The sequence below is a fragment of the Pseudomonas wenzhouensis genome, assembly GCF_021029445.1.
In the GTDB taxonomy this organism is placed as follows: domain Bacteria; phylum Pseudomonadota; class Gammaproteobacteria; order Pseudomonadales; family Pseudomonadaceae; genus Aquipseudomonas; species Aquipseudomonas wenzhouensis.
Genome location: NZ_CP072610.1, coordinates 4,325,253 through 4,351,438, shown reverse-complemented (window position 1 = coordinate 4,351,438; position 26,186 = coordinate 4,325,253). Strand labels below are relative to the sequence as shown.

The 26,186-nt window shown below is 62.1% G+C and carries 22 protein-coding genes, 1 tRNA gene and 1 pseudogene; 11 read left to right on the top strand and 13 right to left on the bottom strand.

The annotated features are described in order from the left end of the window. Positions 1 to 24: 24 nt before the first annotated feature. The 8 genes from J7655_RS20285 to J7655_RS20250 all read right to left on the bottom strand — a co-directional run bounded on the left by J7655_RS20285 (position 25) and on the right by J7655_RS20250 (position 7,416). Positions 25 to 795 (bottom strand): ABC transporter permease, encoded by a 771-nt coding sequence (locus J7655_RS20285; protein ID WP_230925947.1) that lies wholly within the window; start codon positions 793 to 795, stop codon positions 25 to 27. After that, positions 792 to 1,487 (bottom strand): ABC transporter permease, encoded by a 696-nt coding sequence (locus J7655_RS20280; protein ID WP_230925946.1) that lies wholly within the window; start codon positions 1,485 to 1,487, stop codon positions 792 to 794. The genes J7655_RS20285 and J7655_RS20280 overlap by 4 nt, the downstream gene beginning before the upstream one ends. Positions 1,488 to 1,541: 54 nt before the next feature. Continuing rightward, positions 1,542 to 2,294: an ABC transporter substrate-binding protein gene (locus J7655_RS20275; protein WP_147812328.1), complete on the bottom strand. Its 753-nt coding sequence runs from the start codon at positions 2,292 to 2,294 to the stop codon at positions 1,542 to 1,544. Between the two features lie 15 nt (positions 2,295 to 2,309). After that, a complete protein-coding gene (locus J7655_RS20270; RefSeq protein WP_230925945.1) occupies positions 2,310 to 3,083 on the bottom strand; it encodes an ABC transporter ATP-binding protein in 774 nt (257 codons plus the stop codon). 524 nt (positions 3,084 to 3,607) lie between these two features. Next, positions 3,608 to 3,683: transfer RNA gene (locus tag J7655_RS20265), tRNA-Phe, on the bottom strand. Positions 3,684 to 3,857: 174 nt separating this feature from the next. Then, positions 3,858 to 4,130 (bottom strand): oxidative damage protection protein, encoded by a 273-nt coding sequence (locus J7655_RS20260; RefSeq protein ID WP_003464177.1) that lies wholly within the window; start codon positions 4,128 to 4,130, stop codon positions 3,858 to 3,860. Then, complete coding sequence (gene mutY, locus J7655_RS20255) at positions 4,127 to 5,194, bottom strand: A/G-specific adenine glycosylase (RefSeq protein WP_230925944.1); 1,068 nt, start codon at positions 5,192 to 5,194, stop codon at positions 4,127 to 4,129. Before mutY ends, J7655_RS20260 begins: the two co-directional genes overlap by 4 nt. Further along, entirely contained in the window at positions 5,191 to 7,416 is a 2,226-nt protein-coding gene (locus J7655_RS20250) for an AsmA family protein (RefSeq protein ID WP_230925943.1), read from the bottom strand. The genes mutY and J7655_RS20250 overlap by 4 nt, the downstream gene beginning before the upstream one ends. Before the next feature lie 377 nt (positions 7,417 to 7,793). Here J7655_RS20250 and J7655_RS20245 point away from each other — a divergent pair, with 377 nt between their 5' ends. From J7655_RS20245 to J7655_RS20205, 9 genes are all read left to right on the top strand, one after another. Next, complete coding sequence (locus J7655_RS20245) at positions 7,794 to 9,452, top strand: OFA family MFS transporter (RefSeq protein WP_230925942.1); 1,659 nt, start codon at positions 7,794 to 7,796, stop codon at positions 9,450 to 9,452. Between the two features lie 337 nt (positions 9,453 to 9,789). Next, the gene (hisB, locus tag J7655_RS20240) at positions 9,790 to 10,383 is read left to right on the top strand and encodes an imidazoleglycerol-phosphate dehydratase HisB (RefSeq protein ID WP_099526028.1); all 594 of its coding nucleotides are present in this window, start codon (positions 9,790 to 9,792) and stop codon (positions 10,381 to 10,383) included. Beyond that, the gene (hisH, locus tag J7655_RS20235) at positions 10,384 to 11,022 is read left to right on the top strand and encodes an imidazole glycerol phosphate synthase subunit HisH (RefSeq protein ID WP_230925941.1); all 639 of its coding nucleotides are present in this window, start codon (positions 10,384 to 10,386) and stop codon (positions 11,020 to 11,022) included. Further along, positions 11,022 to 11,276: a DUF2164 domain-containing protein gene (locus tag J7655_RS20230; RefSeq protein WP_230925940.1), complete on the top strand. Its 255-nt coding sequence runs from the start codon at positions 11,022 to 11,024 to the stop codon at positions 11,274 to 11,276. The genes hisH and J7655_RS20230 overlap by 1 nt, the downstream gene beginning before the upstream one ends. A 40-nt stretch (positions 11,277 to 11,316) precedes the next feature. Then, a complete protein-coding gene (hisA, locus tag J7655_RS20225) occupies positions 11,317 to 12,054 on the top strand; it encodes a 1-(5-phosphoribosyl)-5-[(5-phosphoribosylamino)methylideneamino]imidazole-4-carboxamide isomerase (RefSeq protein ID WP_230925939.1) in 738 nt (245 codons plus the stop codon). Between the two features lie 150 nt (positions 12,055 to 12,204). Further along, positions 12,205 to 12,963 carry an imidazole glycerol phosphate synthase subunit HisF gene (gene hisF / locus J7655_RS20220; protein WP_003464161.1) on the top strand — a complete coding sequence of 253 codons (759 nt, stop codon included), beginning with the start codon at positions 12,205 to 12,207 and terminating at the stop codon, positions 12,961 to 12,963. Between the two features lie 287 nt (positions 12,964 to 13,250). After that, positions 13,251 to 13,880 (top strand): substrate-binding periplasmic protein, encoded by a 630-nt coding sequence (locus tag J7655_RS20215; protein WP_230925938.1) that lies wholly within the window; start codon positions 13,251 to 13,253, stop codon positions 13,878 to 13,880. An 85-nt stretch (positions 13,881 to 13,965) separates the two neighbouring features. Beyond that, positions 13,966 to 14,721 carry a substrate-binding periplasmic protein gene (locus J7655_RS20210; protein WP_230925937.1) on the top strand — a complete coding sequence of 252 codons (756 nt, stop codon included), beginning with the start codon at positions 13,966 to 13,968 and terminating at the stop codon, positions 14,719 to 14,721. A gap of 133 nt (positions 14,722 to 14,854) precedes the next feature. Next, positions 14,855 to 15,610 carry a substrate-binding periplasmic protein gene (locus tag J7655_RS20205; RefSeq protein ID WP_230925936.1) on the top strand — a complete coding sequence of 252 codons (756 nt, stop codon included), beginning with the start codon at positions 14,855 to 14,857 and terminating at the stop codon, positions 15,608 to 15,610. A 155-nt stretch (positions 15,611 to 15,765) separates the two neighbouring features. Here J7655_RS20205 and J7655_RS20200 read toward each other — a convergent pair whose 3' ends face one another. From J7655_RS20200 to istA, 5 genes are all read right to left on the bottom strand, one after another. Further along, positions 15,766 to 17,082: a S41 family peptidase gene (locus tag J7655_RS20200; RefSeq protein WP_230925935.1), complete on the bottom strand. Its 1,317-nt coding sequence runs from the start codon at positions 17,080 to 17,082 to the stop codon at positions 15,766 to 15,768. 47 nt (positions 17,083 to 17,129) lie between these two features. Continuing rightward, the gene (locus tag J7655_RS20195; RefSeq protein WP_230925934.1) at positions 17,130 to 18,371 is read right to left on the bottom strand and encodes a murein hydrolase activator EnvC family protein; all 1,242 of its coding nucleotides are present in this window, start codon (positions 18,369 to 18,371) and stop codon (positions 17,130 to 17,132) included. A 165-nt stretch (positions 18,372 to 18,536) separates the two neighbouring features. After that, positions 18,537 to 20,069, bottom strand: a complete 1,533-nt coding sequence (gpmI, locus tag J7655_RS20190; RefSeq protein WP_230925933.1) for a 2,3-bisphosphoglycerate-independent phosphoglycerate mutase — start codon at positions 20,067 to 20,069, stop codon at positions 18,537 to 18,539. Positions 20,070 to 21,425: 1,356 nt separating this feature from the next. Further along, positions 21,426 to 22,181, bottom strand: a complete 756-nt coding sequence (gene istB, locus J7655_RS20185) for an IS21-like element ISPpu7 family helper ATPase IstB (RefSeq protein WP_230925724.1) — start codon at positions 22,179 to 22,181, stop codon at positions 21,426 to 21,428. Positions 22,182 to 22,198: 17 nt separating this feature from the next. After that, on the bottom strand, positions 22,199 to 23,713 hold the full coding sequence (istA, locus tag J7655_RS20180; protein ID WP_230925932.1) for an IS21 family transposase: 1,515 nt from the start codon (positions 23,711 to 23,713) through the stop codon (positions 22,199 to 22,201). A 217-nt stretch (positions 23,714 to 23,930) separates the two neighbouring features. Between istA and ltrA the strand changes: the two are divergent. Continuing rightward, positions 23,931 to 25,612, top strand: a pseudogene (gene ltrA, locus J7655_RS20175) (group II intron reverse transcriptase/maturase). Positions 25,613 to 25,772: 160 nt separating this feature from the next. Then, positions 25,773 to 26,186 carry a rhodanese-like domain-containing protein gene (locus J7655_RS20170; RefSeq protein ID WP_230925931.1) on the top strand — a complete coding sequence of 138 codons (414 nt, stop codon included), beginning with the start codon at positions 25,773 to 25,775 and terminating at the stop codon, positions 26,184 to 26,186.

Below are 26,186 nucleotides of genomic sequence, written 5' to 3'. Positions count from 1 at the left end.
GTCTGTGCAGACAGCCCGGTTGGCTCAGCGACCCTGGCAGGCGTCGACGCGCAGCCAGCGTTCCAGCAGACGGAAGGCGCGCACCAGGACGAAGGCGATGACCAAGTAGAACAGGCCGGCGGCGAAGAAGATCTCCACCGGCAGGTAGGTGCGCGCGATGATGGTACGTGCCATGCCGGTCAGCTCCAGCAGCGTCACGGTGCTGGCCAGGGCGCTGGCCTTGAGCATCAGGATCACTTCGTTGCTGTAGGCTGGCAGGCCGATGCGCGCGGCGCGCGGCAGGACGATGTAGAACATGGTCTTGGCCCGCGACATGCCCAGTGCGCGCGCCGCCTCAACTTCTCCAGGTGGTACGGCCTGGATGGCGCCACGCAGAATCTCGGCGATATAGGCGGCGGTATGCAGGGTCATGGTGATGACGGCGCACCAGTAAGGGTCGCGCAGATAAGGCCACAGCGGGCCCTGGCGCACGGCATCGAACTGCGCCAGGCCGTAGTAGACCAGAAACAGTTGCACCAGCAGCGGTGTGCCACGGAAGAAGAAGATGTAACCGTAAGGTAGGGCGCGCACGTACCAGTGCTTGGACGCACGGGCGATACCCATGGGCAGCGCCAGGATCAGTCCGGCGACGACGGCGATGCCTACCAGCTCCAGTGTCAGCAGGGCGCCCTCGGACAGGCGCGGTAGCCATTTGATGATGACCGCCCAGTTGAGGCTGGAGAGGCTCGACCAGAGTCCATAGGCGACGAGCAGGCCGGCTGCGAGCCAGGCGATGATGGCAGCGTTCTTTCTCATGAGGCGCTCCGCACGAAGCCACGGCTGGCGCGCTTCTCGAGGAAATGCAGGCCGATCATGGCGAGCACGGTCAGGCCCAGATAGATGAAGGCAGCGACCATATAGAAGGTGAAGGGTTCCTTGCTGGCGGTCACGGCGATCTGCGAGCGGCGCATGATTTCTTCCAGGCCGATCACCGACACAAGGGCGGTGTCCTTCATCAGAATCATGAACAGGTTGCCCAGGCCGGGCAGGGCGATGCGCCACATCTGCGGCAGAATCAGCTTCCAGAGAATACGTGCCTTGGACATGCCCAGCGCCATGCCGGCTTCGCGGTGGCCCTTGGGAATCGCCAGGATCGCGCCCCGGAACACCTCGGTGGCGTAGGCGCCGAAACACAGGCCAAGGGCGATGGTGCCCGCAGCGAAGGCGGAAAGCTCGAGGCTCTCGACGCCAAGCAGATCAGCCAGGCTACGCATCAGGCCGACCGTGCCGAAATAGATCAGCAGTACCCAAAGCAGTTCGGGGATGCCCCGCACCAGGGTGGAATAGCTGCCGCCGAGCCACTGCAGCGGCTTGTACGGCGAAGTCTTGGCCAGCGCACCGAGCAGGCCGAGCACCAGACCTACAGCCAGCGCGGACAGCGCCAGTTTGATGGTCATCAGGGTGCCGGCGGCCAGGGCGGGGCCGAATCCGTGGAGGTCAAAAATCATCGGAGGGCTCGGGTAACTGCGCCGCCCAATGGGCGGCGCGGTACCTTCAGGTCATCAGTAGATGCTGAACGGGAAGTACTTGTCGTTGATCTGCTTGTAGGTGCCGTCTTCGACGATGGCTTGCAGAGCAGCGTTCAGCTTCTCGCGCAGTGGGTCGCCCTTGCGTACGGCGATACCGATCTTGTCGTTGTCGAACACCGGGTCGCCCTTGAATTCGAAGTCCTTGCCGGCGTCGCTCTTGAGCCATTCCCAGTTGACGAAGGTGTCGGCCAGAACGCCATCGAGACGGCCCGAGGCCAGGTCGAGGTAGGCGTTTTCCTGGGTGTCGTACAGCTTGATGTCGACCACTTTGCCCAGGTTATCTTCCAACCAGGTACCGGCGATGGTCGCGCGCTGGGCGCCGATCACTTTGCCCTTGAGGCTGGCTTCGTCAGTCTTGAAGTCAGCCGACTTCGGTGCGATGAACTGCAGCTTGTTGGTGTAGTACGGCTCGGTGAAGTCGACCGCGGCCTGACGCTCTTCGGTGATCGACATCGAGGCGATCAGGAAATCGAACTTCTTGGCGTTCAGGGCCGGGATGATGCCATCCCAGTCAGAGGTCACCACTTCGCACTCTGCCTGCATCTTGGCGCACAGTGCCTGGCCGATTTCGATATCGAAACCAGTGACCTTGCCGCTAGCATCGATCAGGTTGAAGGGCGGGTAGGCGCCTTCGGTGCCGAGTTTCAGTTTGTCAGCTGCGACAGCGCTGGTGCCGAAAGCCAGGGTAGCGGCCGCGGCCAGCAGGATCTTCTTATAGTTCTGCATGCATGTTGCTCCGTGTTAGCGATTGCTGGACATGAATTGTTTACAGCGTGCCGAGTTCGGGTTGTCGAACACCTGGGCGGGTGCCCCCTGTTCCTCGACCAGACCCTGGTGGAGGAACACCACCTCGCTGGATACTTGTCGAGCGAAACTCATTTCATGGGTAACCAGCAGCATGGTGCGACCCTCATCGGCAAGCGCGCGAATCACATTAAGCACTTCTTGTACCATCTCTGGGTCGAGGGCCGAAGTCGGCTCATCGAACAGGATCACCTTCGGTTGCATGGCCAGGGTGCGGGCAATGGCTGCGCGCTGTTGCTGGCCGCCGGAAAGCTGGTTGGGGTAAACGTGGCGTTTGTCGGCGATACCGACCTTGGCCAGCAGCGCCTCGGCCACTTCGATGGCCTCGGCCTTGCTCTGGCCGAGCACGCGACGCGGCGCCTCGATGATGTTGTCGAGCACGCTCATGTGCGGCCACAGATTGAAATTCTGGAAGACGAAGCCGATCTCGCTGCGCAGGCGATTGATCTGCTTGTTGTCGGCGGCAACCAGCTCGCCGTTCTTCGCTGACTTGAGCTTGAGCTCTTCGCCAGCGACGAAAATCTGACCCTGATGCGGATTTTCCAGCAGGTTGATGCAGCGCAGGAAGGTGGACTTGCCGGAGCCGGAGGAGCCGAGGATGGAAATCACATCGCCGTCTTTGGCCGTCAGGGAGATGCCCTTGAGCACTTCGAGATCGCCGTAGCGTTTGTGCAGGTTGCGAATTTCCAGCGCTGGCGTGGCCTCGGCCATGGGGTGGGGTCCTCTTCTTCTACGAATGCACTCCGGCGTACGGCGGGCCGTCCTGGCTGGCGGCCAAGCTAGCATGCGTTGCCGTGACCGCCAAGCCGTTTGCTGGGCTGTGGCTTGCTCTATGGTCAGGGTGTCGCCTGGCTGCAGATGGTTGTCGCGCAGGCGAAACAATGGCACGGAGAAAGTGCCGGATGCAGAAAGCAAAAAGCCCCAGCACATGGCTGAGGCTCTTTGTCGTATATCAGTGGTGCAGGTACAGCCCCTGGCCATCGGTGAGCTTATAGGGCTTGTCCTGCGCTTTGGCGGCCTTGATGGCCGAATCGGTCAATGGCGTGACTTTGCGGGGCATTGGGGCACCTTCGTAGGGGCATGATTCATGACCGAACCGGCGATGCCCCCAACAATGCCCCCAAAACTTTGGGCTTACAAGGGTGGGGTAGGGAATTGCAGGCAATAAAAAACCGGCTCAGAGGCCGGTTTTTCGGGGCTTTCAGGCGATTTAGGCATTGCCTGAAAACTAAAGATGGTGCCCAGGGACGGAATCGAACCGCCGACACGGGGATTTTCAATCCCCTGCTCTACCGACTGAGCTACCTGGGCCAACGGGGCGCTATTAGACGGATTTGAAGGGTCAGTGTCAAGCGCAGGTTTGAAAAATATTTAATTATTTCGGGCGCTTAGGTTCGTGAGCGCGGAAAACGGGGAGGGCGAGCCGGGTCTGCGCGCATGGATGTGCGGCGGTTGTCGCGGCTGAAGCCCTTCCCACGGGTGTCGTCACTCGCTTGGCGGCACGTAGCCTTCGGCTTGGGCGTATTCCTCGCCGGAGAGGAACTTGTCCATCTCGGTCTGCAGAAACTTGCGATCCTCGGCGTTCATCATGTTCAGGCGACGCTCGTTGATCAGCATGGTCTGGTGCTTCTGCCACTCGTCCCAGGCCTGCTTGGAGACGTTGGCGAAGATGTCTTCACCCTTGGGGCCGGGGTAGGGTGCGCGATCCAGGCCGGGCAGTTCCTGTTTGTATTTGCGGCACTGTACGGTGCGGGTCATGTCGGTTCTCCAGCGGTAATGGCTTGCGCTGCGCGTTTCAGAAGCTTCTTTACCGGGGCGGCAAGCCCCAGGCGCGGCGGGGTGGCGAGGTTATACCAGAGCCAGTCGGCCTCGGCCACGCGGCCGGGTTGCTCGGTGGCCTCGATCAGCCAGGGTTCGATGGCCAGTTGGAAGTGGCTGAAGGTGTGGGTCAGGCCTTCCAGTTCGCGGCGCTCGCCGAGGCTTAGTCGTTGCTGCCCGGCGAGGTCGTCGAGCTGTGCCAGATCGTCCAGCTCCGGCAGGCTCCACAGCCCGCCCCACAGCCCGGTCGAGGGACGGCGATAGAGCAGGATGTCGCCGGCTGCGTTGACCAGCAGCGGCATCAGGGTGCGCTTCTGCGGCAGCGTCTTGCGTGGCTTGGGTATCGGGTAGCGAATTTCCAGGCCGAGCAGGTGCGCCTGGCAGCCGCTGCGCACCGGGCACAGCAGGCAGGTGGGTTTGCTGCGGGTGCAGAGGGTGGCGCCGAGGTCCATCATCGCCTGGGTGTAGTGGCCGACCCGTTCGTGCGGGGTGAGGCGCTCGGCGATGTCCCACAGCTGCTTGGCCACTTTCGGCTCGCCGGGATATCCCTCCTGTGCCACGTAGCGCGCCAGTACGCGCTTGACGTTGCCGTCGAGGATCGGCGCGCGTACGCCCATGCTCAGGCTGGCGATGGCGCCGGCGGTGGAGCGGCCGATGCCCGGCAGTTCGCTAAGGGCATCGACGCTGCGGGGGAACTCGCCGCCATGCTCGCGCATGACGATCTGCGCGGTCTTCTGCAGGTTGCGCGCGCGGGTGTAGTAACCCAGGCCGGTCCACAGATGCAGCACTTCATCCTCGGGAGCTTCGGCCAGGTCCTTCACGGTCGGCAGGGCGGTCATGAAGCGGTCGAAGTAGCCGAGCACGGTGCTGACCTGGGTCTGCTGCAGCATGATTTCCGACACCCAGACGCGATACGGCGTGATGTTCTGCTGCCAGGGCAGATCCTTGCGCCCGTGCTGGTCGTACCAGGCCAGCACGGCGCCGTTGAACTGCTCGGGGCTCATCGGTTGAACAGGCCCTTGAGTGCGTCCTTCAGATCCGGGCTGACCTTGTCGCCGAGTTTCTCTTCCAGCTTCTCGGTCAGCTTGTTGCCGGCCAGGCGCGCGGCGATCTTGCCGAGGCCGTCCTGATCCAGGCGGCAAGCCTTGGCGCCGAGTTCCAGTGGGCCGCGGCAGCGCAGCGGCCATTCGATGCCGACGTAGCGCTCGTTGACCTGGCAGGCCGGGTCCGGCATTTCGCGTTGGTCGCCTTCCAGGGTGATGCCGACCTTGTAGTCGAGGCCGAGCACGCGCAGGTCGAGGTCACCGTTGCCGCTGACCGCCAGGCCCGGCACCTGGGCCTTGAGGTCGGGGTTGTGGGCGACGCCGTCGCGCACGCTGAGGCTGCCCTTGAGTTCGCGGAAGGGGGTGTCCTTGCCGGTTGGCGGGTTACTCAGCGCCTTGCGGTTGAGGGTGGCGATGCCGCGGCACAGTTGTTGTTCGAGGTTGGCGTCGACCAGCACGCCGTCGTTGAGGACGAAACTGGCATTGCCATTGAGCGCTTCGATCCAGGCCTTCTGGCTGTTGCCGCGGGTGTTGAACTTGGCGTCGAGGTCGAGCTGGCCCTTGATCGGCGAGGGCTGGTCATCCTTCTTCAGCAGCGGTTCCAGCGGCATGCGGCTGAGGCGTTGTTCCAGGCTGAGCATCGGCTCGGCCTGACGCACATCGATGCGACCGCTGCTGACGAAGCTGCCGCCTTGCAGTTTGCCGCGCGCCTCTTCCACCGTGATCAGGCCGCCACGGCCATTGGCCTTGAGATTGACGTCGCTGAACTGATGCTTGTCGTAGGTGAGCTGGGCGAGGCTGAGCGCCAGTTGCAGGTCGAGTTTGCGCAACTGATCCATCGGCAGCACTTTGTCGTCGCTCCAGGCCTGCTGGGTTGGTTTGTTGGGCAGTGGGGTGGAGCCGTCCTTGCCGGCGCCGGCGATGCTGTCCTTGACCTCGGCCTTGCGCGCTGCAGCGGCGCTGTCTTGGCTTTTGGGCGGCAGGTAGCGGTTCAGGTCGAGCTTGTCACCCTTGAGATCGGCGCGCAGGGCCTGCTTGGCGAAGTCGCTCACGCCGAGGTTGCCGGTGAAGGTGCTGCCGTCGAGCTTGAGATTGAGCTCTTCGAACATCATGCCCTGGCTCGAACCGTTCAGGCGGGTGACCAGTTCGAACTGGCTGAGGCTATCGCTGGCCTGCATGGCCGGCAGTTCGACGCCGATACCGTCGAGGAACTCGCGCAGGTTGAGCGAGGCGATGGACAGCCCGCCGGAGATCTTCGCGTCCTTGTCCAGTTCGCGCGCCTTGATCTCGCCAAGGGCGCGCAATTGGTTGGCGGAGAGCTTGAGGCCATTCCACTCGGCGACGTTGGCGGCCAGGTCGACCAGCAGTTGGCCCTGGGCGGAGAAATTCAGGGTCTTGCCCTTGAGCGGCTCGCCCGAGGCTTCGCCAGCCAGTTTCAGGTCTTCGAACTGGTAGCGTTTGAGCGCGCGGTCGAAACGCAGCTGGCCTTCAACCTCGCTGCGTGCGCGCAGCACTGGCTGGTTGGTGCCGAAGAAGGCACTGAGCTTGACCGGGATACTGGCGCCTTCGCGGATGGCGCCGGTTTTCAGCTCGATATTCTCGACGGTGAATTGCTGGCCTTTCTGCGCGTCGCTGTAGTCGATGCGCGAGTTGCTCAGGGTCAGGCTGTCGATATCCAGCTTGAGCGGTTGGCCGGCCGGTTTGTCACTCTGCTGGCTCGGCGGCGTTTCTTCGCTCGGCGCCGGCTCGCTGGGTGTTTGCTGTGGCGCGCTGGCCTGAGCGGGGCGACCAACGCCTTCCCAGTTGCCATGGCCTTTGTCGTCACGCTGCAGATTGAGATTGAGGCCGTCGACGCGGATGTCGCTCATCTGCACTTCCTTGCGCAGCAGCGGCATCACGCGCACTGACAGGCCAATCATGCGCAGGTCGGCGAAGGGCTTGTCCGGTGTGTCGGCGCTGGCCAGGGTGGCGTCGGTCAGTTCCAGGCCCAGCCAGGGGAACAGGCTCCAGCCGATGTCGCCCCTGAGCTGCAGCTCGAGGTTGGCCTTGTCGCGGGCGATCTGGCGGATCTCGTCCTTGTAGTCGTTGGGATCGAACAGATGAGTCAGGGCGAACAGCAGCGCCACTATGATCAGCAGCAAGCCGAGAAAGAAAAGGCCCAGAATCTTGCCTAGCGCTTTCATGGACGGGTCCTTGGTTTCGAGAGCTGGAATGGCGGTGTGCAGAAGACTGCCGATTATAGCGTCATGCCGCTATGCCCAGGCGCCTGCTTGAGGCGCTGAACAGGGATTGGCTCGAGCTTGGATCGGAATAGGTTCGAGCGGTTCCCCGCAGCTGCGCCGTGCCGCGGATTGGCAGTTGTATCGACACCATCTATCACGCAATAGATGAGGTCTTTTGAGTTTTTGCGTAAAAAGCAAAAAATCTGCATAAATTGATAAAAATTGACTTCTTGCGCGGCGATTTGTCGCGCCTCGGTGCTACTCTCCGCAAGCTTTTACCTCGGCGAGTCTATGCGATTGCCCTTGCTTGCTCGTAACCATAAGAAGAGACCTACTCTATGACTGACGCCTTTGTATTGGACGGCGATGTGGCGAAGCCTGCATTTCTGTCCAAGGAGCGCATCATCGCGCGCCCCGGTTTCAACCGTTGGTTGGTTCCGCCAGCCGCTCTCGCCATTCACCTGTGTATCGGCATGGCCTACGGCTTCTCGGTATTCTGGTTGCCGCTGTCGAAGGCGGTCGGTATCACCGCTGCCACGGCCTGCGCCCCGGGAATGGGCTTCTTCGAGCAGATTTTCGCCAGCAACTGCGACTGGCAGATCTCCATGCTCGGCTGGATCTATACCCTGTTCTTCGTTTTCCTCGGCTGCTCGGCTGCCATCTGGGGTGGCTGGCTGGAACATGCCGGCCCGCGCAAGGCGGGCGTGGTCTCCGCGCTGTGCTGGTGCGGCGGTCTGCTGATTTCCGCGCTGGGTATCTATAGCCACCAGATCTGGCTGCTATGGCTGGGCTCGGGGGTAATCGGTGGTATCGGTCTCGGCCTGGGTTACATCTCGCCGGTTTCGACCCTGATCAAGTGGTTCCCGGACAAGCGCGGCATGGCCACCGGCATGGCGATCATGGGCTTCGGCGGTGGTGCGATGGTCGGTGCGCCGCTGGCGGCGATTCTGATGAATCACTTCGCGTCGGCTGAAGGCGTGGGCGTCTGGCAGAGTTTCGTGGTCATGGCGGTGATCTACTTCATCTTCATGATGGGCGGCGCACTGTCCTACCGCGTACCGCCGACCGGCTGGAAACCGGCAGGCTGGACCGCGCCGGCAGCCAAGGCCAACAACGCGATGATCACCAAGGGTCACGTACACGTGAACACTGCGTGGAAGACCCCGCAGTTCTGGCTGGTCTGGGCCGTGCTGTGCCTGAATGTGTCGGCCGGTATCGGCATCATCGGCATGGCTTCGCCGCTGCTGCAGGAAGTCTTCGCCGGCAAGCTGATCGGTGTCGACCTGGCATTCAACGAGCTCAGCTCTGCGCAACTGGTCGAGATCGCCGCCATCGCTGCGGGCTTCACCGGTCTGCTCAGCCTGTTCAACATCGGTGGCCGCTTCTTCTGGGCCTCCTGCTCGGACTTCATCGGGCGTAAGGGCACCTACTTCGTGTTCTTCGGTCTGGGCTTCGCGCTCTACGCCTCGGTGCCGATGCTCGGCCAACTGGGTAGCCTGGCGCTGTTCGTGCTGGCGTTCTGCATCATCCTGTCGATGTACGGCGGTGGCTTCGCCACCGTGCCGGCCTACCTGGCCGACCTGTTCGGCACACAGATGGTCGGCGCGATCCACGGTCGCCTGCTGACCGCCTGGGCGGTTGCCGGTGTGCTCGGCCCGGTGCTGGTCAACTACCTGCGCGAGTACCAGCTGAGCATCGGTGTGGAGAAGGCGGCAGCCTACGACATCACCCTGTACATCCTCGCCGGCCTGCTGGTGCTGGGCTTCATCTGCAACGCCTTGGTGCGTCCGGTGGCGCCGAAGTACTTCATGAGCGAGGCCGAGCTGGCCGCCGAGCGCGCCCATGGCGAGAAGTCGGCGCCGGCAGCGAGCGAGCTGGAGTGGTCGGCTGATCCGTCGAGCAAGCCGGTGGCCGTTGTTGCCTGGCTTGTGGTGGGTATTCCGCTGGCCTGGGGTGTGTGGATCACCCTGCAGAAGACGCTCGTGCTGTTCCAGTAACGCCGTGCTTGTGGAAAAGCCCGCTCAGGCCTGGCGCCTGCGCGTAATCCTGTTCACTTAAGGTTGCACACGTTTGGCTCCCCTCTCCCATGTTATGGGAGAGGGGCTGGGGGAGAGGGCAGAAAACACCGCAAAACTGCCAGTTTCCCCCTCTCCCTAACCCTCTTCCCGGAGGGGCGAGGGGACTGATCGAGCTCGACCGTTTCTTAAGTGAACAGCATTAGGCGCCTGCGCGGGCTTTTTCGTTTCTGCCCGTCCGACCATCGCCGGTAGCCGTTGCCGCCCCGGCACGCCTATAATGCGGGCCTTTTTCCGTTAGTAATTCGTGGAGCTGGTGATGGCCGAACGTACGGCATTCGTCGAGCGCAATACCTTGGAGACCCAGGTCAAGGTCTCGATCAACCTGGATGGCACCGGCAAGGCCAAGTTTGACATTGGTGTGCCTTTTCTCGAGCACATGCTCGACCAGATCGCCCGTCATGGTCTGATCGACCTCGATATCGAGTGCAAGGGCGATCTGCATATCGACGACCACCACACCGTCGAGGACGTCGGTATTACCCTCGGCCAGGCTTTTACCAAGGCCATTGGCGACAAGAAGGGCATGACCCGTTACGGCCATTCCTACGTGCCGCTGGACGAAGCGCTGTCGCGCGTGGTGATCGATTTCTCCGGTCGCCCGGGCCTGCAGATGCACGTGCCGTTCACCCGCGCGGTGGTTGGCAACTTCGACGTCGATCTGTTCCAGGAATTCTTCCAGGGCTTCGTCAACCACGCCCTGGTCAGCCTGCACATCGACAACCTGCGCGGGCACAACACCCACCACCAGATCGAAACCGTGTTCAAGGCCTTCGGCCGCGCGCTGCGCATGGCCGTGGAGCTGGACCCGCGCATGGCCGGACAGATGCCTTCGACTAAGGGCTGCCTGTAAATGCAGACGGTAGCCGTAATCGACTATGGCATGGGCAACCTGCATTCGGTGGCCAAGGCGCTGGAGCATGTAGGTGCCGGCCGCGTGCTGGTAACCTCGGACGCCAAGGTGATCCGCGAAGCGGATCGTGTGGTGTTCCCCGGTGTCGGTGCGATCCGCGACTGCATGGCCGAGATCAGGCGTCTGGGTTTCGATGAACTGGTGCGTGAGGTCAGTGCCGATCGTCCGTTCCTCGGTATCTGCGTCGGCATGCAGGCGCTGCTCGAGCGCAGCGAGGAAAACGACGGCGTCGATTGCATCGGCCTGTTCCCCGGCCAGGTGCGTTTCTTCGGCAAGGATCTGAACGAAGACGGCGAGCGCCTCAAGGTGCCACATATGGGCTGGAACGAAGTGGCGCAGGCGGTCAAACACCCGCTGTGGCACGACATTCCTGACCACGCGCGCTTCTACTTCGTGCACAGCTACTACATCGAGGCCGGCAAGCCGCAGCAGGTGGTCGGTCGTGGCCACTACGGCAAGGACTTCGCCGCAGCGCTGGCCGAGGGCTCGCGTTTTGCCGTGCAGTTCCACCCGGAGAAGAGCCATACCCACGGCCTGCAACTGCTGCAGAACTTCATCGCCTGGGACGGTCGCTGGTAATGGCCCGCGCCAAGGTGCCAAGCCTGGCGCTCGAGCCTGCTCAGGAGCAGGCCGCGCTGCTGATGCTGAAGCGCTTTCTCGACGAGCGTTTCGAGCTGCAACTGGGCACCTTCGAAGTGCAGGAAGTGCTCGACCAGATCACCCGCGAGCTGGCGCCGCACTATTACAACAAGGCGATCCTCGATGTGCAGGCGCACCTGAAAGACAGGTTCGAAAGCATCGAGAGCGACCTCTGGGCGCTCGAAAAGAGCTGACCCTTCTTTTTCGTTTTCAAGACTTGAGCAGGTTCAACCGATGCTGATTATCCCCGCTATCGATCTCAAGGACGGCGCTTGCGTGCGTCTACGCCAGGGCCGCATGGAAGACTCCACGGTATTTTCCGACGACCCGGTGAGCATGGCCGCCAAGTGGGTCGAGGGCGGTTGCCGCCGTCTGCACCTGGTCGACCTGAACGGCGCCTTCGAGGGCCAGCCGGTCAACGGTGAGGTGGTCACCGCCATCGCCAAGCGCTACCCGACCCTGCCAATCCAGATCGGCGGTGGCATCCGCACCCTGGAGACCATCGAGCACTACGTGCGCGCGGGCGTTAGCTACGTGATCATCGGCACCAAGGCGGTGAAAGAGCCCGAGTTCGTCACCGAGGCGTGCAAGGCCTTCCCCGGCAAGGTCATCGTCGGTCTGGATGCCAAGGATGGTTTCGTCGCCACTGACGGCTGGGCGGAAGTCTCCAGCGTACAGGCGACGGATCTCGCCAAGCGCTTCGAGGCTGACGGTGTGTCGGCTATCGTTTATACCGACATCGCCAAAGACGGCATGATGCAGGGCTGCAACGTCGAAGCCACCGCCGCTCTGGCCGCTGCCAGCAAGATCCCGGTGATCGCTTCCGGTGGCATCCACAACCTTGGCGATATCGAGAAGCTGCTGCTGGCGCGTTCGCCCGGCATCATCGGCGCCATCACCGGCCGTGCGATCTACGAAGGCACCCTGGATGTGGCCGAGGCGCAGGCCTTCTGCGACAACTTCAAGAATTAAGCACGCTCTGAAGCCCTCGCTAAGCGAGCGAGCCGCTTCAGACGCAAGGCGCGTGGCGCGCAGCGACGAGGCAGTACTGTAGTACGGCGAGGAGCGAGCACCACGCAACGCCGCGGATGTGCGGCGCAGCCGGTTAGAGAGGGTTTCAGCATGGCATTGGCCAAACGCATCATTCCTTGCCTCGACGTGGACAACGGCCGCGTGGTCAAGGGCGTCAAGTTCGAGAACATCCGCGACGCCGGTGACCCGGTGGAGATCGCTCGCCGCTACGATGAGCAGGGCGCCGACGAGATCACCTTCCTCGATATCACCGCCAGCGTCGACGGTCGCGACACCACCCTGCACACCGTCGAGCGCATGGCCAGCCAGGTGTTCATCCCGCTCACCGTCGGTGGCGGCGTGCGCACCGTGCAGGATATCCGCAACCTGCTCAATGCCGGTGCCGACAAGGTGTCCATCAACACCGCGGCGGTGTTCAACCCCGAGTTCGTCGGTGAGGCCGCGGCGCGCTTCGGTTCGCAGTGCATCGTCGTTGCCATCGATGCCAAGCGCGTAGCGCCGGGCCGCTGGGAAATCTTCACTCACGGCGGGCGCAAGCCGACCGGCCTCGATGCCGTGGAGTGGGCGCGCAAGATGGAAGGGCTGGGCGCCGGTGAGATCCTGCTCACCAGCATGGATCAGGACGGCGTCAAGAGTGGTTACGACCTGGGCGTGACCCGCGCCATCAGCGAGGCCGTGCGCGTGCCGGTGATCGCCTCTGGTGGCGTCGGTAACCTGCAGCACCTGGCTGACGGCATCCTCGAAGGCAAGGCTGATGCCGTGCTGGCGGCGAGCATCTTCCACTTCGGCGAATACACCGTGCCTGAGGCCAAGGCCTATCTGGCCAGCCGTGGCATCGTGGTGCGCTAGTTTTTCTATTCTCGGGCCGCAGTTTTGCGGCCTTGTGGCGGACTCGACAAGGCGGGTGCGAAAGCTGCGGGCGAGTCGACGGCAAAGTGCCTGCGATCCAGCTAGCATTACGCGTTAATCACAAGCCTTGAGAACCCGCGCGATTGCACGGGGCTGCTTGTTGCCGAGCATTTCGACACGGAGTCTGCATGTTTCTTCTTCGATTCGTAACCACCTGGCCCTTGCATCTGGCCTCAGCATTGCCCACGCAGCGCCATTGGTGCTGCTGACGGAAAATATGCCTCCATGTGTCGGTATCCGCTACCAACTATGCCCGTGACGAAGGTGTCACCGGTATCAGCTCGGATATTCTGCGTGCGGTATGCGGGCGTGCAGAGGTCGAGTGCCAGCAGATCCTGCGTTTCCCCTGGCAGCGCGTATACCAGCAGACGCTGGACGATGCCGGTTACGGGGTGTTCTCTACCGCGCGCACAGCGGAGCGTGAGAGCCTGTTCAAATGGGTTGGCCCCATTTCCAGGTACGACTGGGTGCTTTTTGCCAAGAACGACAGCCCGATCCAGTTGGCCAGCATCGAAGACGCGCGGCAATACCGGATAGGCGGCTACAAAGGCGATGCCAAGACCCAGTTCCTGCTGGACAGAGGCATAGAGGTGCAGGCTGCACTGCGTGATGCCGAAAACGTCCGGAAACTCGACAAAGGTCAGATCGACCTGTGGATCGCCTCCAGTCAGGCCGGGCCGCTCACGGCCGGCCAGGAAGGTGTGGATAGTCTCAAGGTCGTTCAGCACTTGAACTCGGTAGATCTTTACCTGGCGCTCAATCTGCAAACCCCGGATGAGCTGGTTCAGAAGTTGCACAGTGCCCCGGACGCATTGCGGGCCGAGGGTGCATTGAAGGGCATCGAGGCCCGCTACTGAGTGAGATTGCCGGCAATCGCTGGGCTGGGGAGGGCTTGGCGGTTATCCTGTGGCGGTCTGCCTCATTACTAGAAAGAGAAATGCCATGTTCAAACGCCTGCTGGTCGCGCTGGGCGGCTCCCTTGTGGTGCTGACCGGTGTCGCGCGCGCCGAAGTGGACCCGAACTACAGCGTGGTCCTGCTGACCGAGAATTTCCCGCCTTACAACATGGCGATCAACGGCAAGAACTTCGCTCAGGAAGACAATATCGATGGCATCGCCGTGGATGTGGTCAGAGAGATGTTCAAGCGTGCCGGGGTCAAGTACAGCCTGACCCTGCGTTTCCACTGGGACCGCATCTACAAGCTGGCCCTGGAGAAACCAGGCTATGGCGTGTTCGTTACCGCACGCCTGCCGGAGCGCGAGGCGTTGTTCAAATGGGTTGGCCCCATCGGCCCGGACGACTGGGTGCTACTGGCCAAGGGCGACAGCCCGCTCAGCCTGGCCAGCCTGGATGAGACCAAGCAGTATCGCATCGGTGCCTACAAGGGCGATGCCATCTCCCAATACCTGACCGAGAAGGGCGTCGAACACAGCACTTCGCTGCGTGATCAGGAAAATGCGCGCAAGCTGATGGCTGGTCAGATCGATCTTTGGGCCACTGGTGACCCGGCCGGCCGTTACCTGGCCAAGCAGGAGGGGATCTCCGGTCTGCGCACCGTGTTGCGCTTCGACAGTGCCGAGCTTTACCTGGCACTGAACAAGGAAATGCCTGACGAGATCGTCGCCAAGCTGCAGGCCGCGCTGGATCAGATGCGCGCCGAAGGCTTTGTCGACGAGACGCTGAACAACTACCTGTAAGCACCGAACACGCGACCGGCCACGAGCCGGTCGCTTGCCATGGATGGCAAAGCCACTGAGTGCCAATGACCGGGCTCAGGCCCATGCAGGGATGTCGCTAGCCATAACCAAAATCATGCGAGCGGTACGTCTTATGCTGAATACTCTGAAGAAAAGCCTGTTTGTCGCTTTGTTCATGCTGTGCGGCTCCGCCCACGCGGAGTTGCCGCAGGATTACAAGGTGGTGCTGCTGACCGAGAATTTCCCGCCCTTCAACATGGCGGTGGACGACAAGAACTTCGCCCGTGACGACGGTATCGACGGCATCAGTGCCGACATCGTGCGCGAGATGTTCAAGCGTGCCGGAATCGACTACACCCTGACCCTGCGTTTTCCATGGGATCGCCTCTATCGCCTGACGCTGGACAAGCCCAACTACGGGCTGTTCTCCACCACCTATACCGAAGAGCGCAAGCCGCTGTTCAAATGGGTGGGCCCACTGGCCAAGACCGGCTGGGTGCTGCTCGCCGCCCCGGGCAGCGATATCAAGGTGTCGAGCCTGCAGGATGCCGCCAAGTACCGCGTCGGTGCCTACAAGAACGATGCGGTCAGCCAGCACCTGGAAAGCCAGGGGCTAGCTCCGATCAACGCCCTGCGTGACCAGGAGAACGTGAAGAAGCTGGTGCGCGGGCAGATCGATCTGTGGGCCACCACCGATCCGGTCGGTCGCTACCTGGCCAAGCAGGAAGATGTCAGCGGCCTCAACACGGTGCTGCGTTTCAATGATGCCGAGCTGTACCTGGCGCTGAACAAGGACACCCCGGATGAGGTGGTCGAGCGCCTGCAGAAGGCACTCGACGAGATGCGCGCTGAAGGCTTTATCGACGATATTACCGAGAACTATCTGTAACCTCTGCGGCTCTCGGGGCCCTGAGTTCCGACCCTGGCGCGCGAGTAGGGCTCGGTGCGCATGGCGCACCCTACGGAGGGTGTGGGTCGCAGCAAAGCGCGTCGACATGAGAAGCCCGGAGAGTTGTCCGGGCTTTTTTCGTATGGCCGGCTGGCTCAGTTGCCGCGTGTGACGTTCAGCCCCTTGAGCAGGTTGAGCGCCTGGTTCAGTTGGTAGTCGTCGTCCTGCGGACGTTCGGCACGTGCTGCCTGTGCGGCCTTGCTCGGGCGATCGGCGCCGCCGTTGCCATTGCCCAGGTGGCCCTGCAGATCGGCTTCCTTGATGCCTTCGGCGTCCTGCTCGCGGGTAACCCTGGCGCGCGCCACTTCGATATCGGGGATGATGCCCTGGGCCTGTATCGAGCGACCATTGGGGGTGAAGTACAGTGCCGTGGTCAGCTTCAGCGCGCGGTCGTTGTTCAGTGGCAGCACGGTCTGCACCGAGCCCTTGCCGAAGCTGTCGGTGCCCATCAGCACGGCGCGTTTGTGATCCTGCAGGGCGCCGGCGACGATCTCCGAGGCCGAGGCGCTACCGCCATTGATCAGTACCACCAGCGGTACGTCTTCGCTGGCATCGGCCGGGTCGGCGTTGAAGCGCAGCTCGGAGTTGGCCAGACGCCCTTCGGTGTAGACGATCAGCCCGCTCTTGAGGAAGTGGTCGGCCACTTCCACGGCGGCCTGCAGCACGCCGCCCGGGTTGTTGCGCAGGTCCATGACCAGGCCGCGCAGCTTCTTGTTGCCGTTCTCCTGGCGCAGCTTGGTCAGCGCCTTGCCGACTTCCTCGCCGGTGTTGACCTGGAATTGCGAGATACGCAGGTAGCCGTAACCATCTTCGAGCATCTGGCTCTTGACGCTGCGCACTTTGATCACGGCGCGGGTCAGGGTCAGGTCGAACGGGCGGCCGCCGTCACGCACCAGGGTCAGTTCGATCTTGCTGCCGGCCTTGCCGCGCATCTTGTCCACGGCTTCCATCATCGACAGGCCCTTGGTCGGCTGGCCATCGATCTTGACGATCAGGTCGCCGGGCTGGATACCGGCCTTCGATGCGGGGGTATCGTCGATAGGCGATACCACCTTGACGAAGCCATCCTCCATGCCGACCTCGATGCCCAGGCCACCGAACTCGCCGCTGGTGCTTTCCTGCAGTTCGGCGAAGGCTTCTGGTTCGAGGTAGGCCGAATGTGGGTCGAGGTTGCTGAGCATGCCCTTGATGGCATTCTCCAGCAGGGTCTTGTCGCTCACCGGCTCGACATAGGCGGCCTTGATGCGGTCCATCACCTCGGCGAAGGTACGCAGATCATCCAGCGGCAGCGGAGCCTTGCCGCTCGCCGTTGCTGCCGGCGCAGGGGCCGGCTCGGCGGCATGCAGGGCTGGAGCGCCGAGCAGCAGCCCGAGGGCCAGGGCCAGGCAGGTGGGGCGGAAGCGATGAGACATGAAAAGAACTCCTAAATGAATGAGGCGCCATCAGGCTCGAGGCCTGACTATCCCTGCGCGCGGCACCACTGTGCCGGATCACTCGGGCGACCGTTCTGGCGAATGGCGAAGTACAGTGCCGAAGCCTCCTGACCGCCGCTGCTGCCAACGGTGGCGATGGGGTCGCCGGCCTTGACCACGTCTCCGGCATTCTTCAGCAGGCTCTGGTTGTGGCCATACAGGCTCAGATAACCATTGCCATGGTCGAGAATGACCAACAGACCGGCACCACGCAACCAGTCGGCGAAAACCACTCGGCCGCCGTGCACGGCACGTACCTGAGTACCGGCAGGTGCACCGATCAGCACGCCGTCCCACTTAGTACGAGCGTCGCCGCCGCGCGGGGTTCCATAGCGTGCTACCAATCGGCCATCTACCGGCCACGGCAACTTGCCGCGTGCACTGGCGAAAGGCCCGCCGTAGACGGCGCCGGTACTGACCAGAGGGCCGCTGGCCGGAGCGCTTGCCGGGGTGCCCGGGCGCGCTTGCTGTGCGGCCAAGGCACGCTTGCGTGCCTCCTCGGCTTCGCGCGCCTGGCGCGCCAGGGTTTCTTCGATGGTCTTCAGTACGCGGCTCAGTTCGGCCTGTTCCTGCTGGCGCGCCTTGAGTCGCTGATCGCGGCTGGCGAAGTCACGGTTGAGCTTGGCTAGCGCCTGCTGGCGCTCCTTGCGGGCTTCGGCGAGTTGCGCGTGACGCTGATCCAGTTCGGCCTTCTGCGCCTGCAACTGGTTCTGGTGACCGAGGATTTCCTGCTCGACATTGGCCAGTTGGCGCAGGGTCTCGTTGAAGGCTGCGAGTTGTTCGAGGCGTGCCTGGCTGAGGTAGTCGTAGTAGGTGAGGGTGCGGGAGAATTTTTCCGGGTTCTGCTGGTTGAGCAGCAGCTTGACGTATTCCTGACGGCCGCTCTGATAGGCCGCGCGCGCCTGGATGGCGATCAGCCGTTGCTGTTCAGTGCGTGCGCTCTGGAGTTTTTTTTTCTCCTGATCCAGGCGGCGGATTTCCTGCTCGCTGTCCTTGAGTTCGCGCTGCAGTTCCCTGACCTGGCCTTCCAGGTCGCCCATCTCGGTTTCGGTTTTCTTCAACTGCTGCTGCACGCCGGATTTTTCCTGCTGCAGCTTCTCCAGCAATTTCTTCAACTCGGCGACGTCCTGGCGTGCCGCTTCCAACTGGCGTTGGGCGTCAGCACGCTGATCGGCGCTGGCTGGAGCGATCAGGCTGCTGAGCAGAATCAGGGCAAGGATGCGAAGCATGGGCGGGGCGATACCTGGCGGAGTAGCGAATGGCGCTTAGTATGCCTAAAAAAGCAGCGGCAAGCTGCATGCCACTGGCGGCAAGACGCGCGAACGTGACGCGTAGCCTGGATGCAATCCGGGGGGCGATTCCCCGGATTGCATCCGGGCTACGATGCTTGCGTCTTATTGCAGCTCAACGATGGTCTTGCCGGTCATCTCGGCTGGCTGTGGCAGGCCCATCAGCGTGAGCAGGGTCGGTGCCACGTCGGCCAGCACGCCACCTTCACGAATGCGCGCCGGGCGCTTGCCGACGTAGATGAAGGGCACCGGCTCGCAGGTGTGGGCGGTGTGCGCCTGGCCGGTGCACTCGTCTTCCATCTGCTCGACGTTGCCGTGGTCGGCTGTGATCAGCGCTTCGCCGCCGACCTTTTCCAGCGCCTCGGTGATGCGCCCGACGCAGGTGTCGAGGGTTTCCACGGCCTTGACCGCCGCTTCGAACACGCCGGTGTGGCCGACCATGTCGCCGTTGGCGTAGTTGACGATGATCACGTCATAACGCTGGTTTTCGATGGCATCGACGATCTTGTCGGTGACTTCCGGCGCGCTCATTTCCGGCTTGAGGTCGTAGGTGGCGACGTTCGGCGAGGGGATGAGGATGCGTTCTTCGCCCTCGAACGGCTCTTCGCGGCCGCCAGAGAAGAAGAAGGTGACGTGGGCGTATTTCTCGGTTTCGGCGATGCGCAGCTGGGTCTTGCCGTTCTTCGCCAGGTATTCGCCGAGCACGTTGGTCAGCGCTTCCGGGGCGAAGGCGCTGGGCGCCGGGATGCTCGCCGCGTACTGGGTGAGCATGACGAAGTTGACCTGCGGTGCGCGCTGGCGCTCGAACTCCTTGAAACCAGGCTCGACGAAGGCTCGGGTCAGTTCGCGGGCGCGGTCGGCGCGGAAGTTCATGAACACCACGGCGTCGCCATCTTCCACCTGCACCGGCGTGCCGATAGTGGTGGCCTTGACGAACTCGTCGCTCTCGCCGCGTTCGTAGGCGGCCTGCAGGCCTTCCACGGCGCTGGCGGCGTTGAACTGGCCGGCGCCGTCGACGATCAGGTTATAGGCCTGCTCGACGCGGTCCCAGCGGTTGTCGCGATCCATGGCGAAGTAGCGGCCGATGAGGCTGACGATGCGGCCCTTGCCGAGGCGGGCGAAGGCGGCATCGAGCAGCTCGATCGAAGGTTGTGCGCTTTTCGGTGGGGTGTCGCGGCCATCGAGGAAGGCGTGCAGGTAGATCTTCTCGGCGCCGCGCTTGGCGGCCAGTTCGGCCATGGCGACGATGTGATCCTGGTGACTGTGTACGCCGCCGTCGGAGAGCAGGCCGAGGATGTGCACGGCCTTGCCGGCAGCCACGGCCTTGTCCACGGCCTGGTTGATCGTCGCGTTCTGGAAGAACTCGCCGTCGCGGATCGCCTTGGTCACACGGGTGAAGTCCTGGTACACCACGCGCCCGGCGCCGAGGTTCATGTGACCGACTTCGGAGTTGCCCATCTGCCCGTCCGGCAGGCCGACATCCATACCGCTACCGGAGATCAAGCCGTGTGGGTAGGTTGCACGCAGGCGGTCGTAGACCGGCGTGTTGGCAGCATGGATGGCGTTGTACTCGGGTTTGTCGCTGTGACCGAAGCCGTCGAGGATGATCAGAACCAAGGGTTTTGGCGTGGCACTCATTGAACTGGCTCGCTCTGCGTCTGAAGGGGCAAGGAAACAGCCAGGCATTTTAGGGCCAAGCGCCTGGCGCGTCACTGCCAGACGGGGTTTGGCCGACCTGTGGGGCTGTGTATACTGGCCGGCATTGTGCGACACGTTGAACGTGTCGTGCTTGGTTTGGTTAATGCGCCTAGGCACCTTAATCCCTTGCTATCAGGGGGTTTGAAGCCAGAAAAAGCATTCAACAAACCGGCTCAGCCTGGTTAATCCACACCCTGGAAACGCTTCGTTTTGGCGGGGATGGATAACAAAAGCTGTATCTGTTTAAACCCTAAAATGGGTCAATGAGCGGTTACAGAAACAGGATAGTAACGTTCAGCTATCATCGAACTGTTACTAAAAATGTCTGACCCGAGGGTGAATTTGCCCTCCGGGCAGAACTCATCCTCGCACGTCTGGCAGTGAGCCAATTCACCGTCGTGAGACGTTGTAGGGTGTTGAACCAAGCACGGAGCGAAAAGCTCCGAATCGCATTGCTCAACTTCGCTTGTATAGGAAGTACCGAGCCTGGCATGTACCTGCCAGTTCATTAGATCGGCATGCGTCAGGGGCCAACCCTGGGGTGTGAAGCCCGATTAACAATGTCTCGCTCTTATGAGGGTGTTATCCGGTGACGGAGAACGCTTTACGTCCGAATTGCACGGACGTAACGAGGCTAATGACCTAACCCGCATGGCTAACGCATGTGAATCGTCGCCTGAACCCTCGTAACCAGTGATGGGCCTACGGCAATTATTGGCCCTAGCCAAAATGGCAATGCAGCCGGTCATCGCAGTGATGTTATGCGGTGCGGTACCACACCGCTGCCGGGGGAAAGACGAAGCCTAAACGGGGAATAGATGCGACTCGGGGAACGTGGCAATCCCGACCACTCGCCTGATCAGCAACAACATGGTCAGGCAGGCAAACCGCAAGGGGCGCTGATGGGTGTGGGGAATGGGAGGATGCAAGAAGCGAATGGCCGCCTGTAATGGGTGGCATACCGGTTGAAACATCACCGGCAGGGGCAACCCTGGCTGACGTGCATCTGGTTTACGAGCGCAAGAAGAGCCGCTGATTCCAGCGATAACCAAACGACCCTATGGGCGACTACAGCCCATAGGGGAGTAGTCCGTCCTGAATGTCGTTCATCTCAGGAGGACTGTATGAAAACGCAACCAGCAACACCGGTCGCGTCTGCGCCCTCCGGTGCGGATTCCACGCCATCCGGCCACCCAGTCCGCTCTCATCTGGCCAGGCATTCCACGGCCATCTGGCCACCTGTTCCACGGCCATCCGGCCGGGCAGTCGGAGCGCAGCGACGCAGGGGTGGCATTGTTAGTCCGGGTTGGCTGGCGTCGTCAATTTCTGCGTCCGTTTGCGCATTGATTCACCCTTCAGATTGATCCGATAAGCGTTGTGCACCAGGCGGTCGAGGATGGCATCGGCCAGGGTCGGATCGCCGATCAGTTCGTGCCAGTTGTCCACGGGCATTTGGCTGGTCACGAGGGTCGAGCGCTGGCCGTAGCGATCATCCAGTAGCTCCAGCATGTCGCGACGCTGTTCGGCGGTGAACGGGGCCAGACCCCAGTCATCGAGGATCAGCAGGTCGGTCTTGGCGTAGCTGCTCATCAGCTTGGCGAAGCGCCCGTCGCCGTGAGCCAGGCCCAACTCCTCCAGTAGGCGCGGCAAGCGCAGGTAACGCACGCTGTAGCCCTCTCGGCAGGCCTGGTGGGCCAGGGCGCAGGCCAGCCAGGTTTTGCCCACGCCGGTGGGGCCGCCGATGATCAGGTTGAGGCCGTCGCGTAGCCACTGGCCGCCGCTCAGTTGCAGGATCAGCGCCTTATCCAGCCCGCGCGGGCTGCGGTAGTCGATGTCTTCGAGGCTGGCGTTGTGCTTGAGCCGGGCCTGGCGCAGGCGGCTGCTCAGGCGCTTGTCGTCGCGTTCAGTCAGTTCGCGGTCGACCAACAGGCCGAGGCGTTCCTCGAAGCTCAGGCTGTCGATGTCCGGGGTTTTCAGTTGCTCGGCGAGTGCCTTGAGCATGCCGTGCAGGCGCAGGGTCTGGAGCTTGTCCAGGGTCGGATGGGGCAGCATGGTGGGATTCCTTGTGTTCAGTGGTAGTAGCCGGGGCCGCGCAGGTTGGCGTGGTCGTCCGGCAGCAGGGGCAGGTTGGCTTGAGCCAACGGCAGGTTTTCCAGCCCCTGGCGCAGGATCGATTCGAGGCTCTTGTAGCTGCACGCACCGAGGCTGAGGGCGCGACGGCAGGCCAACTCCAAGCGCACTTCGCCATGGGTCTTGCCCAGGCGCAGGATGCCCAGGCAGGCCCGGTAGCCTTGGGTTGGGTGGATGCGCCGTTCGAGGATGTGGCTGATCACGCCGGCCGTGTTCGGCCCGGTCTGCTCAGCCCAGCGGATCAGCCGTTGTGGCGTCCACTCGGCGTGCTCGCGATGGCTCTTGGGCATGTGCTCGGCCTGTGTGCTGTGCCGGCCCTTGTGCGGTGAGCGCAGGTGGCTGGCCACCCGCTGATTGGCGTGGAAGCACTCCACCGTGCGCGCTGTCAGGCGTACTTCCAGTTGTTTCTTCACCAGTTGGTACGGCACCGAGTAGTAGTGCCCATCGACCTCGACGTGGTAGTCGATGTGCACCCGCGCCTTCTTCCACTCGGCATACACGTAGGGCTGCTCCGGCAGTGGGCGCAGCGCTGGACGATCCAGGGCTTCGAAGGCCGAGTGCCGGGAGCCCGGCAGCTTGCGAAACGGTCGTCGGTTGAGCCGCTCCAGCAATAAGGCAATGGCGCTGTTGAGTTCGTCCAGGGAGAAGAACTGGCGGTTCCTCAGCGCGGCGAGGATCCAGCGCTCGACCACCTGCACGCCGACTTCGGCCTTGGCCTTGTCGCGCGGTTTGCGTGCCCGCGCCGGCACCACCGCCACTCCGTAGTGCTTGGCCAGGTCGCGGTAGCTGGGGTTGATGTCCGGCTCGTAACGATGGGCCTTGCTTACCGCGCTGCGCAGGTTGTCCGGCACCACGATCTCCGGCACGCCGCCGAGGAAGGCAAAGCAGCGGGCATGGGAGCCTAGCCAGTCCGGCAGCTGCTGCGACCAGGTGGCTTCGGCGAAGGTGTAGCTGGACGCGCCGAGCACTGCGACGAACACCTGCGCCTGGCGGATCTCGCCGCTGTGGCGATCGATAACCGGCACCGTCTGGCCGGCATAGTCGACGAACAGCTTCTCGCCGACGCGGTGCTCCTGACGCATCACCACGTCCAACTTGCCCTGCCAGGCTCGGTAATGCTCACAGAACCAGCTGTACTGAAAGCCCTGCGGCTGGCTCAGGCGGTACTCCTGCCAGAGCAGCGCCAGGGTCACCCCGGGGCGGCGCAGTTCGGCATGCACCCATGCCCAATCGGGTAAAGGCCGCTTCTCGCTGACAACCGCCGGGGCCGGCGGGAACAGTTGCTGCTCCAACTCGGCATCGGACAACGAACAGGGCCAACTGAGACCACTGGCGGCAAAACGATTGAGGTAGTCGCCGACGGTGACACGACCGACCTGCACGCTGACCGCAATCTGGCGAGCTGATAGTCCGACCTCGAACTTGAGACGTAGTACTTCGCGAATCTTACGCATGGATAAACGCTCCACGACGACCTCTCTGCTTCGAAAAAGAGGTCGATGGTAGTGAAGAAATCCTGCGTAGCTGCCTGCCCGGTTGAGTGGCCGGATGGCCGTGGAATCAGTGGCCGGATGCGCGTGGAATGGGTGGCCGGATCAGCGTGGAATCGGTGGTCAGATGTTCATGGAATGGGTGGCCAGATGACCGTGGAATCCGCACTCCGGCGGAGTGATGAACTGGCACGATCTTGATTGGACCACCATTCAGCAAGCCGTTCGGAAAACGCAGCTAAAGATTGCGCAGGCAACACAGGAAGGTAACTGGCGCAGGGTTAAACGCCTGCAACGGATGCTGACCTATTCGTTTTACGGCCGCTGTTTGGCTGTACGACGAGTCACGGAGAACCGGGGTCGTAAGACTCCGGGCGTCGATGGAGAAACCTGGGGATCGCCCCAGGCCAAGCGCCGTGCTGTGGGAAGTCTGTCGAAACAACGGGGTTATCGGCCCAAACCGCTACGGCGGGTCTGGATACCGAAACCCGGCAAGCTGGAGGAGCGCCCGCTGGGTATCCCGACGATGTTGGATCGGGCCATGCAGGCGCTGCATCTGCAAGCGTTGGAGCCTGTAATCGAAAGCACCAGCGATCCGAAGTCCTATGGATTTCGCCCGGATCGTTCGACTGCTGACGCAATGGTTGAGCTTTTCCACCTGCTGTCGTCGCAAACGGCGCCGGTCTGGATTCTGGAAGGCGACATCAAGGGCTTCTTCGACAACATCAACCACGAATGGCTGTGTCGGAATGTCCCGATGGACACGAAGGTACTGCGCAAGTGGTTAAAAGCCGGGGTTATCGACCGGCGACAACTCATGGCAACGGAAGCCGGGACGCCGCAGGGTGGAATTATTTCGCCCTGTCTGGCCAATGCCACTCTGAACGGTCTGGAAACTCAGCTGAAACGTCATCTGGCGAAGAAGCTAGGCATCAATAAGGCCGAGAAGACCAAGGTGCAGTGTGTACGGTATGCGGACGACTTCGTGATCCTGGCAGCCTCGAAAGAGCTGCTGGAGGAAGAGGTCAAGCCCTGGGTAGAGCAATTCCTGTCAGTACGAGGGGTTGAGTTATCTCGGGAGAAAACGCGCATCACGCACATTCACCAGGGATTCGATTTCTTGGGGTGGAATTTCAGGAAGTACGTGCCGAAGTCACCACGTAGGAAGGCCAAGCTGCTGATCAAGCCCTCGAAGAAGAACGCCTCGGCGTTGTATCGGAAGGTACGCGAGATCATCAAAAGCAGCGGGGCTATGACGCAGGAAGCGTTGATCGGCCAACTGAACCCGGTACTGAAGGGGTGGGCGCAATATCACTCCCGGTCGTGGCAAAGGAAACCTTCAGCAAGCTGGATCATCTGATCTTTTGGCGAATCTGGAGGTGGGCGAAACGTAGGCATCCGAGGAAGTCGGCTGATTGGATCAGGAATAAATACTTCCGATCCATAGGCGGGCAGAGCTGGGTGTTCGCGTACCCCTACAAGAATGGTAAGGGAGAAAAGCAGTACCGCCGGCTATACCTGTTGGCGGGAACCGCAATCGTGCGTCACAAACGTCTACCTGGGGCTTACAACCCCTATGATGTGGCGCACGAGCTGAAGTGGGAGGCGCTGAGGGTTCAACGGATGCAGCACAAGCTGCGTTATCGGGGGCAAATACTCAGTATCTTCCGCAGACAAAAGGGGCTTTGTGCCCTTTGCGGGCAAGCGGTGAGCAAGGAAACTGGCTGGCACGACCATCACGTCATCAGGCGTGTGGACGGCGGCTCGGATACTTTACGTAATCGCACCCTGCTTCATCCCAACTGCCATGCGCTGGTTCACAGCCAGCGCCAAGAGGTAACTCTACGATTCAGCGGCTTATAGCTGTAGAATCCGACGCAACACTTCGTACGTTGCCGGCCAAGCTACTTGATTTTTTCGTAAGCTTGAGCCGTATGCGGTGAAAGCCGCACGTACGGTTCTTAGGGGGGGATGGGCCAGCAATGGCCTATCCCTACCCGACTTACCGTCCTGGGCCCTATAGATGTTCGCCAACCTGATTGAATTCATCATTAACCACTATGTACTGAGCGGCACATTTGCCGTGCTGCTGGTGCTGCTGATCGTCACCGAAATGCGCAAGGGCGGGCAGAGCCTGTCGAGCCGCGAGCTCACCGCACTGGTCAACAGTGAACAGGGCGTGGTGTTGGATATCCGCGCGCAGAAGGACTTCTCCGCCGGTCATATCGTCGATTCGCTGCACATTCCTTACGACAAGGTCGCAGCGCGCATCGCCGAGCTGGACAAGCACAAGGCCAAGACCATCATCATCGTCGACGCCATGGGCCAGCACGCCGGCAGCATCGCCCGCGAGCTGAAGAAGGCCGGCTACACCGTTGCCAAACTGTCCGGTGGCATCGCCACCTGGCGCGGCGACAACCTGCCGCTGGTGAAGTGA

Excerpts from the sequence above, each read along its gene's own strand:
- J7655_RS20285 (WP_230925947.1), bottom strand. The coding sequence starts at position 795 with ATGAGAAAGAACGCTGCCATCATCGCCTGGCTCGCAGCCGGCCTGCTC.
- J7655_RS20280 (WP_230925946.1), bottom strand. The coding sequence starts at position 1,487 with ATGATTTTTGACCTCCACGGATTCGGCCCCGCCCTGGCCGCCGGCACC.
- J7655_RS20275 (WP_147812328.1), bottom strand. The coding sequence starts at position 2,294 with ATGCAGAACTATAAGAAGATCCTGCTGGCCGCGGCCGCTACCCTGGCT.
- J7655_RS20270 (WP_230925945.1), bottom strand. The coding sequence starts at position 3,083 with ATGGCCGAGGCCACGCCAGCGCTGGAAATTCGCAACCTGCACAAACGC.
- J7655_RS20260 (WP_003464177.1), bottom strand. The coding sequence starts at position 4,130 with ATGACCCGCACCGTACAGTGCCGCAAATACAAACAGGAACTGCCCGGC.
- mutY (WP_230925944.1), bottom strand. The coding sequence starts at position 5,194 with ATGAGCCCCGAGCAGTTCAACGGCGCCGTGCTGGCCTGGTACGACCAG.
- J7655_RS20250 (WP_230925943.1), bottom strand. The coding sequence starts at position 7,416 with ATGAAAGCGCTAGGCAAGATTCTGGGCCTTTTCTTTCTCGGCTTGCTG.
- J7655_RS20245 (WP_230925942.1), top strand. The coding sequence starts at position 7,794 with ATGACTGACGCCTTTGTATTGGACGGCGATGTGGCGAAGCCTGCATTT.
- hisB (WP_099526028.1), top strand. The coding sequence starts at position 9,790 with ATGGCCGAACGTACGGCATTCGTCGAGCGCAATACCTTGGAGACCCAG.
- hisH (WP_230925941.1), top strand. The coding sequence starts at position 10,384 with ATGCAGACGGTAGCCGTAATCGACTATGGCATGGGCAACCTGCATTCG.
- J7655_RS20230 (WP_230925940.1), top strand. The coding sequence starts at position 11,022 with ATGGCCCGCGCCAAGGTGCCAAGCCTGGCGCTCGAGCCTGCTCAGGAG.
- hisA (WP_230925939.1), top strand. The coding sequence starts at position 11,317 with ATGCTGATTATCCCCGCTATCGATCTCAAGGACGGCGCTTGCGTGCGT.
- hisF (WP_003464161.1), top strand. The coding sequence starts at position 12,205 with ATGGCATTGGCCAAACGCATCATTCCTTGCCTCGACGTGGACAACGGC.
- J7655_RS20210 (WP_230925937.1), top strand. The coding sequence starts at position 13,966 with ATGTTCAAACGCCTGCTGGTCGCGCTGGGCGGCTCCCTTGTGGTGCTG.
- J7655_RS20205 (WP_230925936.1), top strand. The coding sequence starts at position 14,855 with ATGCTGAATACTCTGAAGAAAAGCCTGTTTGTCGCTTTGTTCATGCTG.
- J7655_RS20200 (WP_230925935.1), bottom strand. The coding sequence starts at position 17,082 with ATGTCTCATCGCTTCCGCCCCACCTGCCTGGCCCTGGCCCTCGGGCTG.
- J7655_RS20195 (WP_230925934.1), bottom strand. The coding sequence starts at position 18,371 with ATGCTTCGCATCCTTGCCCTGATTCTGCTCAGCAGCCTGATCGCTCCA.
- gpmI (WP_230925933.1), bottom strand. The coding sequence starts at position 20,069 with ATGAGTGCCACGCCAAAACCCTTGGTTCTGATCATCCTCGACGGCTTC.
- istB (WP_230925724.1), bottom strand. The coding sequence starts at position 22,181 with ATGCTGCCCCATCCGACCCTGGACAAGCTCCAGACCCTGCGCCTGCAC.
- istA (WP_230925932.1), bottom strand. The coding sequence starts at position 23,713 with ATGCGTAAGATTCGCGAAGTACTACGTCTCAAGTTCGAGGTCGGACTA.
- J7655_RS20170 (WP_230925931.1), top strand. The coding sequence starts at position 25,773 with ATGTTCGCCAACCTGATTGAATTCATCATTAACCACTATGTACTGAGC.